Below are 14,992 nucleotides of genomic sequence, written 5' to 3'. Positions count from 1 at the left end.
CAAGGTAGAAAGGGCGTACGGTGGATGCCTTGGCACTAGGAGCCGATGAAGGACGCGACGAACAGCGAAATGCTCTGGGGAGTGGTAAGTACACATCGATCCAGAGATCTCCGAATGGGGGAACCCACCGCCGGGAGACTGGCGGGACACCCACGTGAATACATAGCGTGGCGTGAGGCATACCCGGGGAACTGAAACATCTAAGTACCCGGAGGAAGAGAAAGAAAATTCGATTCCCTGAGTAGCGGCGAGCGAAACGGGAACAGCCCAAACCAGGAAGCATGCTTCCTGGGGTTGTAGGACACTCTACACGGAGTTACAAAGGGATAGGGTAGGTGAACGACCTGGAAAGGTCGGCCAGAGAAGGTGACGGCCCTGTAGCCGAAACCCCATCCCCTCCAGAGTGGATCCTGAGTACGGCGGGACACGTGAAACCCCGTCGGAATCCGGGAGGACCATCTCCCAAGGCTAAATACTTCCTAGTGACCGATAGTGAACCAGTACCGTGAGGGAAAGGTGAAAAGCACCCCGGAAGGGGAGTGAAAGAGATCCTGAAACCGTATGCCTACAAGTAGTCAGAGCCCGTTCACGGGTGATGGCGTGCCTTTTGTAGAATGAACCGGCGAGTTACGATGGCGGGCGAGGTTAAGCCGATGAGGCGGAGCCGCAGCGAAAGCGAGTCTGAACAGGGCGCATCAGTCCGTCGTCGTAGACCCGAAACCAGGTGATCTACCCATGTCCAGGATGAAGGTCAGGTAACACTGACTGGAGGTCCGAACCCACGCACGTTGAAAAGTGCGGGGATGAGGTGTGGGTAGCGGTGAAATGCCAATCGAACCTGGAGATAGCTGGTTCTCTCCGAAATAGCTTTAGGGCTAGCCTCGAGGTGAAGAGTTCTGGAGGTAGAGCACTGATTGGACTAGGGGCCCCCACAGGGTTACCGAATTCAGTCAAACTCCGAATGCCAGCAACTTGTACTCGGGAGTCAGACTGCGAGTGATAAGATCCGTAGTCGAGAGGGAAACAGCCCAGACCATCAGCTAAGGTCCCCAAGTGTATGTTAAGTGGAAAAGGATGTGGCGCTGCACAGACAACTAGGATGTTGGCTTAGAAGCAGCCACCATTCAAAGAGTGCGTAATAGCTCACTAGTCGAGTGGCGCCGCGCCGAAAATGTAACGGGGCTAAACATACCACCGAAGCTATGGATCCCGTAAGGGATGGTAGGAGAGCGTTCCAAGCAGCAGTGAAGCGGTATCGTGAGGAGCCGTGGAGCGCTTGGAAGTGAGAATGCCGGTGTGAGTAGCGAAAAGAGGGGTGAGAATCCCCTCCGTCGAAAGCCTAAGGTTTCCTGAGGAAGGCTCGTCCGCTCAGGGTTAGTCTGGACCTAAGCCGAGGCCGAAAGGCGTAGGCGATGGACAACAGGTCGATATTCCTGTACCGCCGTACCACCGTTTGAACGATGGGGGGACGCAGAAGGATAAGGTGACCGTGCGACTGGAAGTGCACGGACAAGCAGCGAGGCCGTCGGGTTGGCAAATCCGCCCGGCATACAAGGTTGAGCTGTGACGTGGAGCCCGTAGGGCGAAGCACCGGATTTCACGCTGCCAAGAAAAGCCTCTAGTGAGGAGGTCGGCGCCAGTACCGCAAACCGACACAGGTAGGCGAGATGAGAATTCTAAGACGCGCGGGATAACTCTCGTTAAGGAACTCGGCAAAATGGTCCCGTAACTTCGGGAGAAGGGACGCTTATGGCAACATAAGCCGCAGTGAATAGGCCCAAACGACTGTTTAGCAAAAACACAGGTCTCTGCTAAATCGCAAGATGAAGTATAGGGGCTGACGCCTGCCCGGTGCTGGAAGGTTAAGGGGATGTGTCATCGCAAGAGAAGCACTGAACCGAAGCCCCAGTAAACGGCGGCCGTAACTATAACGGTCCTAAGGTAGCGAAATTCCTTGTCGGGTAAGTTCCGACCCGCACGAAAGGCGTAACGATTTGGGCACTGTCTCAACGAGAGACCCGGTGAAATCATAGTACCTGTGAAGATGCAGGTTACCCGCGACAGGACGGAAAGACCCCATGGAGCTTTACTACAGCCTGATATTGAGGCTTTGTACGCGATGTACAGGATAGGTGGGAGTTTGTGAAGCCGGAGCGCCAGCTTCGGTGGAGACACCCTTGGGATACCACCCTTTGCGTATAGAGTCTCTAACTCGCAGCCGTGATCCGGCTGGAGGACCGTGTCAGGCGGGTAGTTTGACTGGGGCGGTCGCCTCCTAAACAGTAACGGAGGCGCCCAAAGGTTCCCTCAGAATGGTTGGAAATCATTCGAAGAGTGCAAAGGCAGAAGGGAGCTTGACTGCGAGACCTACAAGTCGAGCAGGGACGAAAGTCGGGCTTAGTGATCCGGTGGTTCCGCATGGAAGGGCCATCGCTCAACGGATAAAAGCTACCCTGGGGATAACAGGCTGATCTCCCCCAAGAGTCCACATCGACGGGGAGGTTTGGCACCTCGATGTCGGCTCATCGCATCCTGGGGCTGGAGTAGGTCCCAAGGGTTGGGCTGTTCGCCCATTAAAGCGGTACGCGAGCTGGGTTCAGAACGTCGTGAGACAGTTCGGTCCCTATCCGTCGTGGGCGTAGGAAATTTGAGGAGAGCTGTCCTTAGTACGAGAGGACCGGGATGGACGCACCGCTGGTGTACCAGTTGTTCCGCCAGGAGCACCGCTGGGTAGCTACGTGCGGACGGGATAAGTGCTGAAAGCATCTAAGCATGAAGCCCCCTCCGAGATGAGATTTCCCTTTGAGCAATCAAGAAAGACCCCTCAGAGACGATGAGGTAGATAGGTCATGGGTGGAAGCGTGGGCCGCCGAAGGTGGGGCAGATGATTGGGGTGAAGTCGTAACAAGGTAGCCGTATCGGAAGGTGCGGCTGGATCACCTCCTTTCTAAGGAAAATGCCCATGTGGCATTGCCCATCGTTCAGTTTTGAGAGACCAAAACCTCTCTAAGAGGGCCTATAGCTCAGCCGGTTAGAGCGCACGCCTGATAAGCGTGAGGTCGGTGGTTCGAGTCCACTTAGGCCCACCATTTTTATGAACAATTCCAATACGGGGCCTTAGCTCAGCTGGGAGAGCGCCTGCCTTGCACGCAGGAGGTCAGCGGTTCGATCCCGCTAGGCTCCACTTTTGTTCCTTGAAAACTGAAGATTCATCAAGACATCAAAAACCAATTTCACATATGGTCCATAATGGACCGTGTGTCTTAGACGCTAGATCAAGGTAGAAAGGGCGTACGGTGGATGCCTTGGCACTAGTGCGGACGGGATAAGTGCTGAAAGCATCTAAGCATGAAGCCCCCTCCGAGATGAGATTTCCCTTTGAGCAATCAAGAAAGACCCCTCAGAGACGATGAGGTAGATAGGTCATGGGTGGAAGCGTGGTGACACGTGGAGCTGAATGATACTAATCGGTCGAGGCTTTGATCTAGTCTAATGGTTTGTGTTGATGAATCCTCAGTTTTCAGGGAACAAACCCTAAAACAATATTGACATGCGTATGACGCGGTGTTAATATTCATTTTGTCTGGTGGCGATAGCGAGACGGCCACACCCGTTCCCATGCCGAACACGGAAGTTAAGCGTCTCAGCGCCGAAAGTAGTTGGGGGATCTCCCCCTGTGAGGATAGGACGTTGCCAGGCAAGATCGTTCCGCAATAGCTCAGTGGTAGAGCAACCGGCTGTTAACCGGTAGGTCGTAGGTTCAAATCCTACTTGCGGAGCCAATTTAGGCCCGTTGGTCAAGCGGTTAAGACACCGCCCTTTCACGGCGGTAACACGGGTTCGAATCCCGTACGGGTCACCAATATGGAGGATTAGCTCAGCTGGGAGAGCACCTGCCTTACAAGCAGGGGGTCGGCGGTTCGATCCCGTCATCCTCCACCATCTTTATTTATTACATCAAACCTATATATATGCCGGTGTAGCTCAGTTGGTAGAGCATCTGACTTGTAATCAGAGGGTCGAGGGTTCGAATCCTTTCGCCGGCACTCCTCGGGGGGGTAGCGAAGTGGCTAAACGCGGCGGACTGTAAATCCGCTCCTTCGGGTTCGGCGGTTCGAATCCGCCCCCCCCCACCAGGTTTGAGCCATTAGCTCAGTTGGTAGAGCATCTGACTTTTAATCAGAGGGTCGCAGGTTCGAGCCCTGCATGGCTCACCATTTTTTGCGGAAGTAGTTCAGTGGTAGAATACGACCTTGCCAAGGTCGGGGTCGCGGGTTCGAATCCCGTCTTCCGCTCCATATTCTTATCCCTGTATTGGGGCCTTAGCTCAGCTGGGAGAGCGCCTGCCTTGCACGCAGGAGGTCAGCGGTTCGATCCCGCTAGGCTCCACCATATGTTTTTTTCTTAAGTTAGTGATGACTTAAGTTTTTTTTTGCCTAAAACCATGAACCATTCAATTGAGAGTACAGAGAAAGGCAGCCTGCCACCATTCAGGCTGCCTTTTTGCATGTTTATTCATCATTCTGCCGAGTTGAACCAAACAAATGATAGCGTTTACAATTTAACTATCAAGCGTATAAAGGGGGAATGGCGATGCAATGGTCATATATTCACGTGCCGCTGCGTTACGGTCAGGGGAAATTAGGGGTCGATCAAGGACCGACAAAGTTAAATGAAATGGGGATGCAACAACTTCTTCCGACAGAAACGGTCAAACATACGATTCGTGTCTTGCCAGAATCTGAAATTCGAGAAAATGAAGAACACTTAAAACGGGTTGATGGTGTCTTGCATACCGTCACGGAATTGGCAGAAGTCGTACATCGTGAAATTTCGGAAAATCGATTCCCTTTGATCGTTGGGGGCGATCATAGTATGGCAATCGGTACTCTTGCTGGATTGGCTCAAACAGGTCCTTATGGAGTCATTTGGGTGGATGCTCACGCTGACTTAAATACAGGCGAAACATCACCGTCGGGGAATATTCACGGAATGCCACTTGCGGCAGCGATGGGGATGGGCGACGTGCGTCTGACAGAAGTGGGCGGACGTGATCCGAAGCTATCACCAGAGCATTTAGTTTATATTGCCCTGCGTGATATCGATGAAGGAGAAATGAATGAAATCAATCGACTCGGCATCAAAGTCATTACAGTAGAAGAAGTACGTACGCGTGGCGTGGATGTTATCATGAAAGAGTCATTGAGTTATCTTCGTGAACGAGTAGACCGTTTTTATATCAGTTTCGATATGGATAGTCTCGATGCATCCCTCGTTCCTGGAACAGGTACACCGGTTGATGGCGGTTTGACAGAAGTCGAAGCCAAAGCGATTTTAAAAGAAGCGATGCAAGCAGAAGACTTGATCGCAGTAGAGCTCGTCGAGTTAAATCCGGCATTAGACCGGGATGACGTGACGGCTCAGTTGGCCTATCGCTTATGTGAAACGATTATAAAATCTAAAGAAAACCTGTTATTGGAAGGCGAAACCGTCTGATTTCCTTACAGTTTCCAAACCCGTTTGCTACAATGGGGATGGAAACTTTTTTTGATTTTTTGAAACCATTTCAATATCAAGACGTATATAGAGATGACCGCATGTGTAGCGGAGAGGGGAAGTGGATTGATGGAACGGCTGACCACCCGTTTGGTTGATGAATTGAGGGCGGGGAATCACGATTCGTTTGCCGAACTGGTAGAACTATACAAGGATGGCGTCTTTGCAATCGCCTATAAAATTTTGTATGATCGTGGCGAAGCGGAGGACGCTGCCCAAGAGGCGTTCATTCGTGCCTATACACGAATAGATACGTACGACGCGCAATATAAGTTCAAAACATGGCTCTATCGAATCACGACAAACGTTGCCATCGACCGATTGAGGAAGCGGAAGCCGGAATATTCGATGGATGCCGAAATTGCGGGTACAGACGGTTTGACTTATCAAGACCACTTAGCTGATGAAGCGCCCCAACCCGATGCCCAAGTGGTTCATCGCGAAATTCGAAGTGAAATGCATGAGGCAATCAAGCAACTTCCAGACAAATATCGCATTCCGTTATTATTAAAATATGTAGATGATTTGTCGCTTAAAGAAATCAGCGTGATGATCGACATGCCGGTCGCAACGGTTAAGACAAGGATCTTCCGGGGAAGAGAAATGTTAAAAACAATCTTTCAAAATAGGGAGGGGTTCAATTGACTCCTGAAGAAAAAGTACAACAATATTTGGAAGATGGCGTTTTGCCCGAAGAATCTGACGAATTGCGTCAATTGTTAGAGGACGATGAATTATATGAATCGTATCTACAATATGAACGAATCGACGCAGAACTGAAAGCATTGCCTCGTCCAAAGTTATCAGCAGATTTTACGGCCCGAGTGATGGCCGCTTTACCTGAAACTCCTGTACAAACAGCACCTGATCCCGTCGTACCGTTTTCAAAATCAGTTCGAAAAGAACGCAAACCGCATTCGAAACAAATGCAATGGTTGCAACGGCACCCAGGTTTGATTGCGGCCGTACTGTTCTTTAGTTTGATGTCTAGTGCGACACTCGGACTATGGAGCAGCGCTTCAGAGACGATGACCTATACAAAAGTACCAGGTGTGATCGTATCTGAGAATGAAGTCATTGTCCCGGCCGGTGTCACGGTTGAAAAAGACATCACGGTCCAAGGTGGCGATTTACGGATTGAAGGTACCGTCAATGGAAACGCGACAGCCGTCAATGGTCGTGCCTATTTAGCAAGTGCCGGTCAAGTGACAGGTGAACTCGAACAGATCGATCAGATGTTCGAATGGATTTGGTACTCGATGAAACAACTTTTCTAAAGACGCTTCCGGCGTCTTTTTTTCGTTTCAATCTGGTTTCGTTTTGACGTGACGCAATGCGTATCTATAGAAATGATGATATAATGGAATTTGCACGATTTAGCTAGGTAGTTGAGGAGGGGAGCATTTGCCGCTACTTGAACAAGTATCATTTTTCTCATTTTTAAATCTTTCAGAAAACGTACATTGGTACGATTATTTGAATGATGTTTTAGATATCGTCGTCGTCACGTATGTCATTTACAAGTTGATGATGATTGTGCGTGGGACAAAAGCAGTACAATTAATTAAAGGGATTTCCATCATTCTAGTCAGTTGGTTCTTGAGCGGTTTCTTCGGATTGAAAACGCTCCAGTTCTTGCTAAATCAGGTGATCACGTACGGTCTCCTCGGAATTATCATCATTTTTCAGCCAGAGTTGAGACGTGGTCTTGAACATCTCGGACGAACGAGTAACTTATTCAGTCGTACGGGAACAAGTGATGAGGAGCAACAACGACAAATGATTGAAGCCATCGTCAGTTCCGCACAGTACATGTCAAAACGGCGAATCGGTGCATTGATTGCGATTGAACGCGATACGGGATTAAACGAGTATGTGGAGACCGGCATTCGTATGGACTCGCATATCACATCCCAGTTGATTATTAACTTATTCATTCCGAATACGCCGCTTCATGATGGCGCGATGATTATTCAGGACGGGAAAATTGCGGCGGCAGCTTGCTATTTACCGCTTTCGGAAAGCCCGCACATCGATAAAGCACTCGGGACACGTCACCGAGCAGCCATCGGGGTCAGTGAAGTGACGGATAGCGTCACTCTTACCGTCTCAGAAGAAACGGGAGCAGTCTCACTTGCAATCGCGGGCCGCTTGTATCGGGAACTAGACGAAGAAGCGCTTCGCAATAAATTAATTCAAGAACTCGTCATCGAAGAAAAAGAGGCGACCCTCTCGTTCTTCGGCAAAAAAGGAGGGGATAAGTAAGTGATTGATCAGTGGTTACAACATAAGTGGTTTCTCCGCTTCATCGCACTTGCTTTAGCCGTCCTTTTATACTTAATGGTCGCTGAGACCAGTTCTTCGAATAACGCATCTAGCGCATTGCCAATCGTCGGACAAAGTTCCATGACGCTCGATGTGCCGGTCGAAGTGTTTTTTGATGAGGTCCAGTATGTCGCATATAATGTTCCGGAAGAGATGGGTGTCGAGCTTCAAGGGCCATCTAGTAGTTTAACGATGACGAAATTGGTGAAAGATTATCAGGTGTTCGTCGATTTGACCAATCTTGGCACCGGATTCCATCGTGTCCCGGTCGAAGCGCGTGGATTCGGCGGAGACGTCAATGTCAAACTAGATCGAGAGACTGTCGAAATCTATATCGATCGGAAACAAACGATTGAAGTCCCTGTGTCCGTGAATCTGTTGAACAAAGATCAATTACCGGACGGAAAAGTCGCGGGCGATGTCGAAATCGAACCGTCGACTGTAAAAGTCACAGGTGGTGCGAGTCGGATTCAAAACGTCAAAGAAATCACGTTGAATGTGGATGTTGCCAATCAAAGTCAGACGTTCACACGAGAAATTCCACCGACCATTTTAGATGCGAATGGAAATCCGTTGAACGTGTCGGTCGATCCGAATATCATCAATGTCACCGTACCGATTTATGACGAGAGCGCGATGATTCCAATCGAGGTCGTCACGAGCGGAGAGGTGGCAGACGATTTCCGCTTAGTTGATACGTTGCTAGGTGAGACGGAAGTCCGTGTCTTTGCACCAAAAGCGGTGCTAGATGAACTCCAGCAAGTGGAGACAGAACCGATTGAACTTGACGATTTAACGAAGTCGGGAAAAGTGACCGCTACCCTTCGTCTTCCGGAAGGAGCGACTTCACTCGGTAAAAAAGAAGTAGAAGTCCAGGTGCTCGTTCGTCCAAATGATGAGACGAAAGATGACACGGGTGAATTGACAGAGCGGATTCGGTTGACCGTCCCCATCACTGTCCGTGGATATGACCGGACGAATTACACGATTCAAACGCAAGAAGTGGTCAGCGTGACGCTCTCGGGCAAACGTTCCCTTCTTGAAAGCATCTCATCAAACAGTGTCAACGTGACGTTAGATCTGACCGGATTGCCGAGCGGAACACATGCGGTCGATGCAGATTATGAAGTACCAAAAGGCGTGACCGTGATCTCGCCAAAGACAATCGATGTTCAATTGACGAGTGTCGATGAAGAAACAGAAACATCTTCCATTCAATAAAGATGTTCAATCATACAAAAGTGAGGATTTAATCTTATGGGTAAATATTTTGGAACAGATGGAGTTCGCGGTGTTGCCAACTCTGAGTTAACTGCGGAATTAGCATATCGTTTAGGTCGTGCGGGTGGCTACGTGTTGTCGAAACATTTGCCAGAAGGCGAACAGCCGAAAGTGTTGATCGGTCGTGACACACGGATTTCAGGACATATGCTTGAAGGTGCATTGATTGCGGGTCTTCTCTCAATCGGTGCAGAAGTGATGCGTCTCGGTGTCATCTCAACACCTGGAGTCGCTTACTTGACGAAATCGCTCGACGCGACGGCAGGTGTCATGATTTCAGCATCGCATAACCCTGTGGCGGATAACGGAATCAAATTCTTCGGTAGCGATGGTTTCAAATTAGACGATGCAACCGAGCAAGAAATTGAAGACATCTTAGATGCTGCGGAAGATACGCTCCCGCGTCCGACAGGTAAAGATCTCGGTTTCGTATCGGATTACTACGAAGGCGCGCAAAAGTATCTTCAAATGTTGAAACAAACGGTAGAAGAAGACTTTGATGGTCTTCACATCGCACTCGACTGTGCACATGGAGCGACGAGTGGTCTTGCGGCTCGACTGTTTGCAGACTTAGAAGCAAATGTGTCGACGATCGGAAACTCGCCAAACGGTTTAAATATCAATGAAGGTGTCGGGTCGACACACCCTGAGCATTTGGCTGAATTCGTCCGTGAAAAAGGAGCGGACATGGGCCTTGCCTTTGATGGGGATGGAGACCGTTTGATTGCGATTGACGAGAACGGTGAAATCGTCGACGGAGACAAGATCATGTATATTTGCGGAAAATACTTGAGTGAAAAAGGGCGTCTCAAAGACAACACGATTGTCGCGACGGTCATGAGTAACCTCGGTTTCCATAAAGCCGTTGAAGAAGCGGGCATGACGGCGCTTCAAACAGCAGTTGGCGACCGCTATGTCGTTGAAGAAATGAAAAAACATCAATATACACTCGGTGGCGAACAATCAGGTCATTTGATTTTCCTCGATCACTCGACAACGGGTGACGGTATGTTATCTGGTGTGCAATTGGCAGAAATCGTGAAATCGACAGGGCGTAAACTGTCTGAATTAGCGGCAGAGATGCCAGTTTATCCGCAAAAGCTCGTGAACATTCGTGTGACGAATAAAAACGATGCGATGAACGGAGAGCGTGTCTTGGCAACGATTCAAGAAGCGGAAGCGGAAATGGCCGGAAACGGTCGAATCCTCGTCCGTGCATCAGGTACAGAACCACTTGTTCGTGTCATGGCTGAAGCCCCGACAGCGGAAGAGTGTGACCGTTACGTTGAAAAAATCGCACAAGTCGTACGCGAAGATTACGGTGTAGACGGATAAAATTTTCAAAACCGGGAATAACACAAGGGAATCCACATCGGATTCCCTTTTTGTTTCCGTTTTGTCATCGAGAAAACAGCGGATTTTCTTGACGAATGGGGGTGTGATTTGTACTATTAAGAGCGTGACCTTGGAAACGGAAGGACACAAGAGTACGAACAAGCGCCAGAACTCTGCGGAGTTGACGAGGTTGGAGGTTATCGAGATTTCGGCGGATGCCTCCTCGTCGCCTGTCACGACGACAAACATGCTTTTAAAACGCCCGGGCGACCGGACGGACAAAGAAGCGTGTACTGACAGCTCTTAGAAAAAGCCCGTTTCCTTTTTCGAGAAATCGAAGAATAGAGGAGATTTGTTTATGTGTGGAATTGTAGGAATGATTGGGAATACCGGAGCGAAGGAAGTCCTTCTCAAAGGTCTTGAAAAACTCGAGTACCGTGGTTATGACTCGGCAGGTCTTGCGTTGATGCATGAGAATGTCAACGTTCACAAAGAAGTCGGTCGCATTGCTGCGCTACGCGAAATCATCCCAGCAGAAGTAGACGGCACGATTGGAATCGGCCACACACGTTGGGCAACACACGGGGTACCGAGCGTACCGAACGCCCACCCGCACCAAAGCACGACAGGACGCTTCACGCTCGTGCATAACGGCGTAATCGAGAACGACGAGCTCATCAAGAAGACGCTCGACGTCCCGTTCCTTTCAGAGACGGACACGGAAGTCATCGTCCAGCTCATGGAGAAGCACTTCGTCGAGCTCGGCGACGTCGAGGCGGCGTTCCGCAAGACGCTTTCGGACCTCCACGGTTCGTATGCGATCGCAATGATCGACTCAGAGGACAAAGAGCGCCTCTATATCGGGAAGAACAAGTCACCGCTCCTCGTCGGACTTGGTGACGGCACGTTCAACGTCGTCGCATCAGACGCGATGGCGATGCTCCAGGTGACAGACCAGTACCTCGAGCTCCACGATGGCGAGATCGTCATCCTCACACGTGAGGCGGCGACGATTAAGACGCTCGACGGCGAAGTACTCGAGCGTGCACCATACACGGCCGAAATCGATGCGTCAGACATCGAGAAGGGCACGTACGCGCACTACATGTTGAAAGAGATGGACGAACAGCCAGCCGTCATCCGTAACATCATCCAGCACTACCAGAACGAGAACGGCGACATCGAGCTCGCAGAAGGCGTGCGTGAACTCGTCTCGGAAGCAGACCGCGTCTATATCGTCGCATGTGGTACAAGTTACCACGCTGGTCTTGTCGGGAAGCAATTGATTGAGCGCGTTGCAGGTGTACCGACTGAAGTACACGTCGCATCAGAGTTCGGTTACAACATGCCACTTTTGACAGAGAAGCCACTCTTCCTCTTCATCTCACAATCAGGTGAGACAGCGGACAGCCGTGCCGTCCTCGTCGAAGTGAAAAAATTGGGCCATAAAGCGCTCACGTTAACGAACGTGGCAGGATCGACATTGTCACGTGAAGCGAACGAGACGATGCTCCTCCACGCAGGACCAGAGATCGCGGTCGCGTCGACGAAAGCATACACGGCACAGATTGCCGTCCTCGCAATTCTCGCATACGACATCGCTCGTGCGAACGGGAAGAAACTCCCGTTTGATCTCATGCAAGAACTTGCACTCGTTGCGACAACGATGGACTCGATCATGGCACAAAAAGAAATCTTTGAAGAGCTTGCAGATAAGTTCTTGAAAGAGTCACGTAACGCATTCTTCCTCGGACGTGGATTGGATTCATATGTAGGTCTCGAAGGCGCATTGAAGCTGAAAGAGATTTCATATATCCAAGCAGAAGGGTACCCAGGTGGGGAACTCAAACACGGTCCGATCGCCTTGATTGAAGACGGGACACCGGTCATCACGCTCGTGTCTCAACCAAACACACACCTCAACATCCGTGGAAACATCAAGGAAGTTGTGGCGCGTGGTGCCATCGCATGTACGATTTCAATGGAAGGAATGGAGCATGAGAACGATGCATTCGTTCTTCCACGTGTTGAACCACTTCTCACGCCACTCGTGACGGTTCTTCCACTTCAACTCATCTCGTACTATGCAGCACTTGCTCGTGACTGCGATGTCGACAAGCCACGTAACTTGGCGAAGTCTGTAACGGTTGAATAATGTTCAAGACCAAAATCTTTCGGGATTTTGGTCTTTTTTGTTGCAATGAGTTAACAAATCATCGTAATGTTCTCAAATATGTCTGTTCATTCTCCGGAACGGGTACACTCAACATGAAAATGAAGAGAAGGAGAGATTCGATGAAACAGAAGAAATGGATGACAGGTCTCGGTGTCATGATTCTCGCGACATCATTGGCCGCTTGTGGGGATACGGCAGAGGACACATCGATGGAGATGTCAGAAGAGCAAAGCATGGACCATTCAGCGATGGATCACTCCGGGTCTGGAGAAGTTCCAGACGGGCTGATGGAAGCCAGTGATCCGACTTTTCCAGTCGGATCAACCGCGATGATGACAGCGGATCACATGCCAGGGATGGAAGGTGTGGAGGCCACGATTGTCGGTGCGTACGATACGACCGTCTACGCCGTCAGCTATACACCGACAACAGGCGGTGACCCGGTAGAGGATCACAAATGGGTGATTCACGAAGAATTGGACAATCCAGATGAGGAACCGTTGTCTGAAGGGGATGAGGTCGTATTGGCCGCCGACCATATGGAAGGGATGGACGGCGCAGAAGCGACAATCGATACAGCGGAAGAGACGACCGTTTACATGGTTGATTACACGACCAAAGACGGGGAAGAGGTCACAAACCATAAATGGGTGACCGAAAGTGAATTAGAAGCAATGAAATGAATGTGATAGACCTCGAGTACATCTCGTGGTCTATTTTTTTCGATAAATATTTATTGATAAACGATAAATCATAGCATATGATAAAGAAAATACAACTAAATGAGGTGTTTGGCAGATGAAACGGGAAACCATCTTTTTGAAACTAGCAGTGATTGTCTTGTCGCTCCCGATTCTCGCGGCCTGTATCTTTTTACTCCCTTTCCTTTGGCGAGAGGCGGTGGAGAGCGGAGGATGGATTGCAAATTCGATGCGACCGATTATTGGAGGGGTGTATGTAGCAGCGATTCCCTTTTTCGTTGCCTTGTCACAGTCATTCATCTTACTTGGATTGATTGATCGGAATGAGGCATTCTCCTATCGGTCGGTGAAAGCACTTCGTGTCATTAAATATTGTGCGTTGACCATCACGGCCATCTATATGGCGACACTCCCGTTCTTCTATTGGTTCGCTGAGCGTGACGACTCGCCAGGATTTTTAGTCATCGGATTCGTCTTCGTCTTCGCCGCATTTGTCATTGCGGTTTTCGCTGAGTTGTTACAGAAACTATTGAAGCGCGCCATCGACATGAAACAAGAAATCGATTTGACGGTATGAGGTGAGAGAAATGGCGATGATTGTGAATCTGGATGTGATGTTGGCGAAACGGAAAATGAGTGTGACGGAACTGTCGGAACGAGTCGGGATCACGATGGCGAACTTATCGATATTGAAAAACGGAAAGGCCAAAGCGATTCGTTTCTCGACACTTGAAGCGATTTGCGAAGCACTCGACTGTCAGCCGGGAGACATATTGGAATATCGAGCGGACGAACGAGCAGAGTGAATCTCTGCTTTTTTATATGAATTTGAAACGTGTGCTTACTATGCTCCGTATATAAAAGTATCAGTCAGGGGGAGATGTAGAATGATTCAAACATGGACAGAACGGACACATGAGGCCTTGAAAGGAAAAACGGGGAAACTCATCGGTTGGTCTTTTGCAATGGCGATTTTAGTAGAAGTGTGGCTTATGATAGATCCGACGTATTACGGAATCCAACACAGTTCTACTATTCTTATGATGATCAGTGTGGTTGGACTCATCCTATATGTGATGTCTCTTCCAATGTATATCGGATACAGCTGGATCATTTTAGATACGGTGCGAAATAAGAAATTGCATTTTCAAGATGTATTTAAACCGTTTCGGAAGAATTACCGCTTAAATTTAGCCACATTCCTACTCATGGTTCTCTTCCAACTATTGTGGGGGCTGCTTCTAATCGTTCCAGGAATCATAAAGTACTTTTCTTACGCATTCACTTTCTTTATATTGCGAGATGAGCCTCATTTGTCCCCAACAGAAGCAATTACAAAATCTCGTGGGATGATGCGTGGACAGAAGTGGGAAGCATTTAAATTGATCCTGCCAATGATTCCGGTCTTTTTGACGGGTTTCACGTTAAGTATTATTTTCAAATTACCGATTTTGTCATCCTGGTCGCTGTTAGTTGCGACTTCCCTTGTTCGTCCGTTAGTAGTTGCGCGCTTCGCTGTCATGTATGAAGATACGCGTCGGGCTTACGACGAACAATGGAACAAGCCAGCCTGAAGCATATCAAACAGAGGGTAAATTGAAAGAACGTGCTACAATCT

11 protein-coding genes, 10 tRNA genes and 2 rRNA genes (1 of these 23 only partly in view) are annotated in these 14,992 nt (G+C 49.4%); all 23 read left to right on the top strand.

Annotated features, from left to right (window positions below):
* A 23S ribosomal RNA gene (locus GVY43_RS10565) occupies window positions 1-2,950 on the top strand (it extends 3 nt beyond the left edge of the window).
* Window positions 2,951-3,012: 62 nt separating this feature from the next.
* A tRNA-Ile gene (locus tag GVY43_RS10560) sits at window positions 3,013-3,089 on the top strand.
* 22 nt (window positions 3,090-3,111) lie between these two features.
* A tRNA-Ala gene (locus GVY43_RS10555) sits at window positions 3,112-3,184 on the top strand.
* Between the two features lie 398 nt (window positions 3,185-3,582).
* Window positions 3,583-3,699, top strand: a 5S ribosomal RNA gene (gene rrf / locus GVY43_RS10550).
* Window positions 3,700-3,707: 8 nt separating this feature from the next.
* Window positions 3,708-3,782 (top strand) — tRNA-Asn (locus GVY43_RS10545).
* A 5-nt stretch (window positions 3,783-3,787) separates the two neighbouring features.
* A tRNA-Glu gene (locus GVY43_RS10540) sits at window positions 3,788-3,862 on the top strand.
* Window positions 3,863-3,866: 4 nt separating this feature from the next.
* Window positions 3,867-3,942: transfer RNA gene (locus GVY43_RS10535), tRNA-Val, on the top strand.
* A gap of 31 nt (window positions 3,943-3,973) precedes the next feature.
* A tRNA-Thr gene (locus tag GVY43_RS10530) sits at window positions 3,974-4,046 on the top strand.
* A 6-nt stretch (window positions 4,047-4,052) separates the two neighbouring features.
* Window positions 4,053-4,136: transfer RNA gene (locus tag GVY43_RS10525), tRNA-Tyr, on the top strand.
* Between the two features lie 5 nt (window positions 4,137-4,141).
* Window positions 4,142-4,217, top strand: a tRNA-Lys gene (locus GVY43_RS10520).
* A gap of 6 nt (window positions 4,218-4,223) precedes the next feature.
* A tRNA-Gly gene (locus GVY43_RS10515) sits at window positions 4,224-4,298 on the top strand.
* A gap of 18 nt (window positions 4,299-4,316) precedes the next feature.
* A tRNA-Ala gene (locus tag GVY43_RS10510) sits at window positions 4,317-4,392 on the top strand.
* A gap of 201 nt (window positions 4,393-4,593) precedes the next feature.
* Window positions 4,594-5,496: an arginase gene (rocF, locus tag GVY43_RS10505; protein WP_074035370.1), complete on the top strand. Its 903-nt coding sequence runs from the start codon at window positions 4,594-4,596 to the stop codon at window positions 5,494-5,496.
* Between the two features lie 129 nt (window positions 5,497-5,625).
* A complete protein-coding gene (sigW, locus tag GVY43_RS10500) occupies window positions 5,626-6,201 on the top strand; it encodes an RNA polymerase sigma factor SigW (RefSeq protein ID WP_012727640.1) in 576 nt (191 codons plus the stop codon).
* Entirely contained in the window at window positions 6,198-6,833 is a 636-nt protein-coding gene (locus GVY43_RS10495; RefSeq protein WP_078147861.1) for an RseA family anti-sigma factor, read from the top strand. Before sigW ends, GVY43_RS10495 begins: the two co-directional genes overlap by 4 nt.
* Before the next feature lie 127 nt (window positions 6,834-6,960).
* Entirely contained in the window at window positions 6,961-7,821 is an 861-nt protein-coding gene (cdaA, locus tag GVY43_RS10490) for a diadenylate cyclase CdaA (RefSeq protein ID WP_012727638.1), read from the top strand.
* Window positions 7,822-9,102, top strand: a complete 1,281-nt coding sequence (locus GVY43_RS10485) for a YbbR-like domain-containing protein (protein WP_159563148.1) — start codon at window positions 7,822-7,824, stop codon at window positions 9,100-9,102.
* 36 nt (window positions 9,103-9,138) lie between these two features.
* Entirely contained in the window at window positions 9,139-10,497 is a 1,359-nt protein-coding gene (gene glmM / locus GVY43_RS10480) for a phosphoglucosamine mutase (protein ID WP_078147859.1), read from the top strand.
* Between the two features lie 358 nt (window positions 10,498-10,855).
* Window positions 10,856-12,652, top strand: a complete 1,797-nt coding sequence (gene glmS / locus GVY43_RS10475; protein ID WP_159563147.1) for a glutamine--fructose-6-phosphate transaminase (isomerizing) — start codon at window positions 10,856-10,858, stop codon at window positions 12,650-12,652.
* Between the two features lie 140 nt (window positions 12,653-12,792).
* Window positions 12,793-13,356: a YdhK family protein gene (locus GVY43_RS10470; RefSeq protein WP_159563146.1), complete on the top strand. Its 564-nt coding sequence runs from the start codon at window positions 12,793-12,795 to the stop codon at window positions 13,354-13,356.
* A 115-nt stretch (window positions 13,357-13,471) separates the two neighbouring features.
* Entirely contained in the window at window positions 13,472-13,951 is a 480-nt protein-coding gene (locus tag GVY43_RS10465; RefSeq protein WP_159563145.1) for a DUF2975 domain-containing protein, read from the top strand.
* Between the two features lie 10 nt (window positions 13,952-13,961).
* Window positions 13,962-14,180, top strand: coding sequence for a helix-turn-helix transcriptional regulator (locus GVY43_RS10460; RefSeq protein WP_012727632.1), 219 nt, complete (start codon window positions 13,962-13,964; stop codon window positions 14,178-14,180).
* An 81-nt stretch (window positions 14,181-14,261) separates the two neighbouring features.
* Window positions 14,262-14,948, top strand: coding sequence for a DUF975 family protein (locus GVY43_RS10455; RefSeq protein WP_159563144.1), 687 nt, complete (start codon window positions 14,262-14,264; stop codon window positions 14,946-14,948).
* The last annotated feature ends 44 nt before the right edge of the window (window positions 14,949-14,992 follow it).

Source organism: Exiguobacterium sp. 8H, assembly GCF_902506255.1.
Classification (GTDB): Bacteria; Bacillota; Bacilli; order Exiguobacteriales; family Exiguobacteriaceae; genus Exiguobacterium; species Exiguobacterium profundum.
The sequence above is the reverse complement of the archived record's forward strand: the minus strand, read 5'-3'. Positions and strand labels throughout refer to the sequence as shown.

Excerpts from the sequence above, each read along its gene's own strand:
- rocF (WP_074035370.1), top strand. The coding sequence starts at position 4,594 with ATGCAATGGTCATATATTCACGTGCCGCTGCGTTACGGTCAGGGGAAA.
- sigW (WP_012727640.1), top strand. The coding sequence starts at position 5,626 with ATGGAACGGCTGACCACCCGTTTGGTTGATGAATTGAGGGCGGGGAAT.
- glmM (WP_078147859.1), top strand. The coding sequence starts at position 9,139 with ATGGGTAAATATTTTGGAACAGATGGAGTTCGCGGTGTTGCCAACTCT.
- glmS (WP_159563147.1), top strand. The coding sequence starts at position 10,856 with ATGTGTGGAATTGTAGGAATGATTGGGAATACCGGAGCGAAGGAAGTC.
- GVY43_RS10470 (WP_159563146.1), top strand. The coding sequence starts at position 12,793 with ATGAAACAGAAGAAATGGATGACAGGTCTCGGTGTCATGATTCTCGCG.
- GVY43_RS10465 (WP_159563145.1), top strand. The coding sequence starts at position 13,472 with ATGAAACGGGAAACCATCTTTTTGAAACTAGCAGTGATTGTCTTGTCG.
- GVY43_RS10460 (WP_012727632.1), top strand. The coding sequence starts at position 13,962 with ATGGCGATGATTGTGAATCTGGATGTGATGTTGGCGAAACGGAAAATG.
- GVY43_RS10455 (WP_159563144.1), top strand. The coding sequence starts at position 14,262 with ATGATTCAAACATGGACAGAACGGACACATGAGGCCTTGAAAGGAAAA.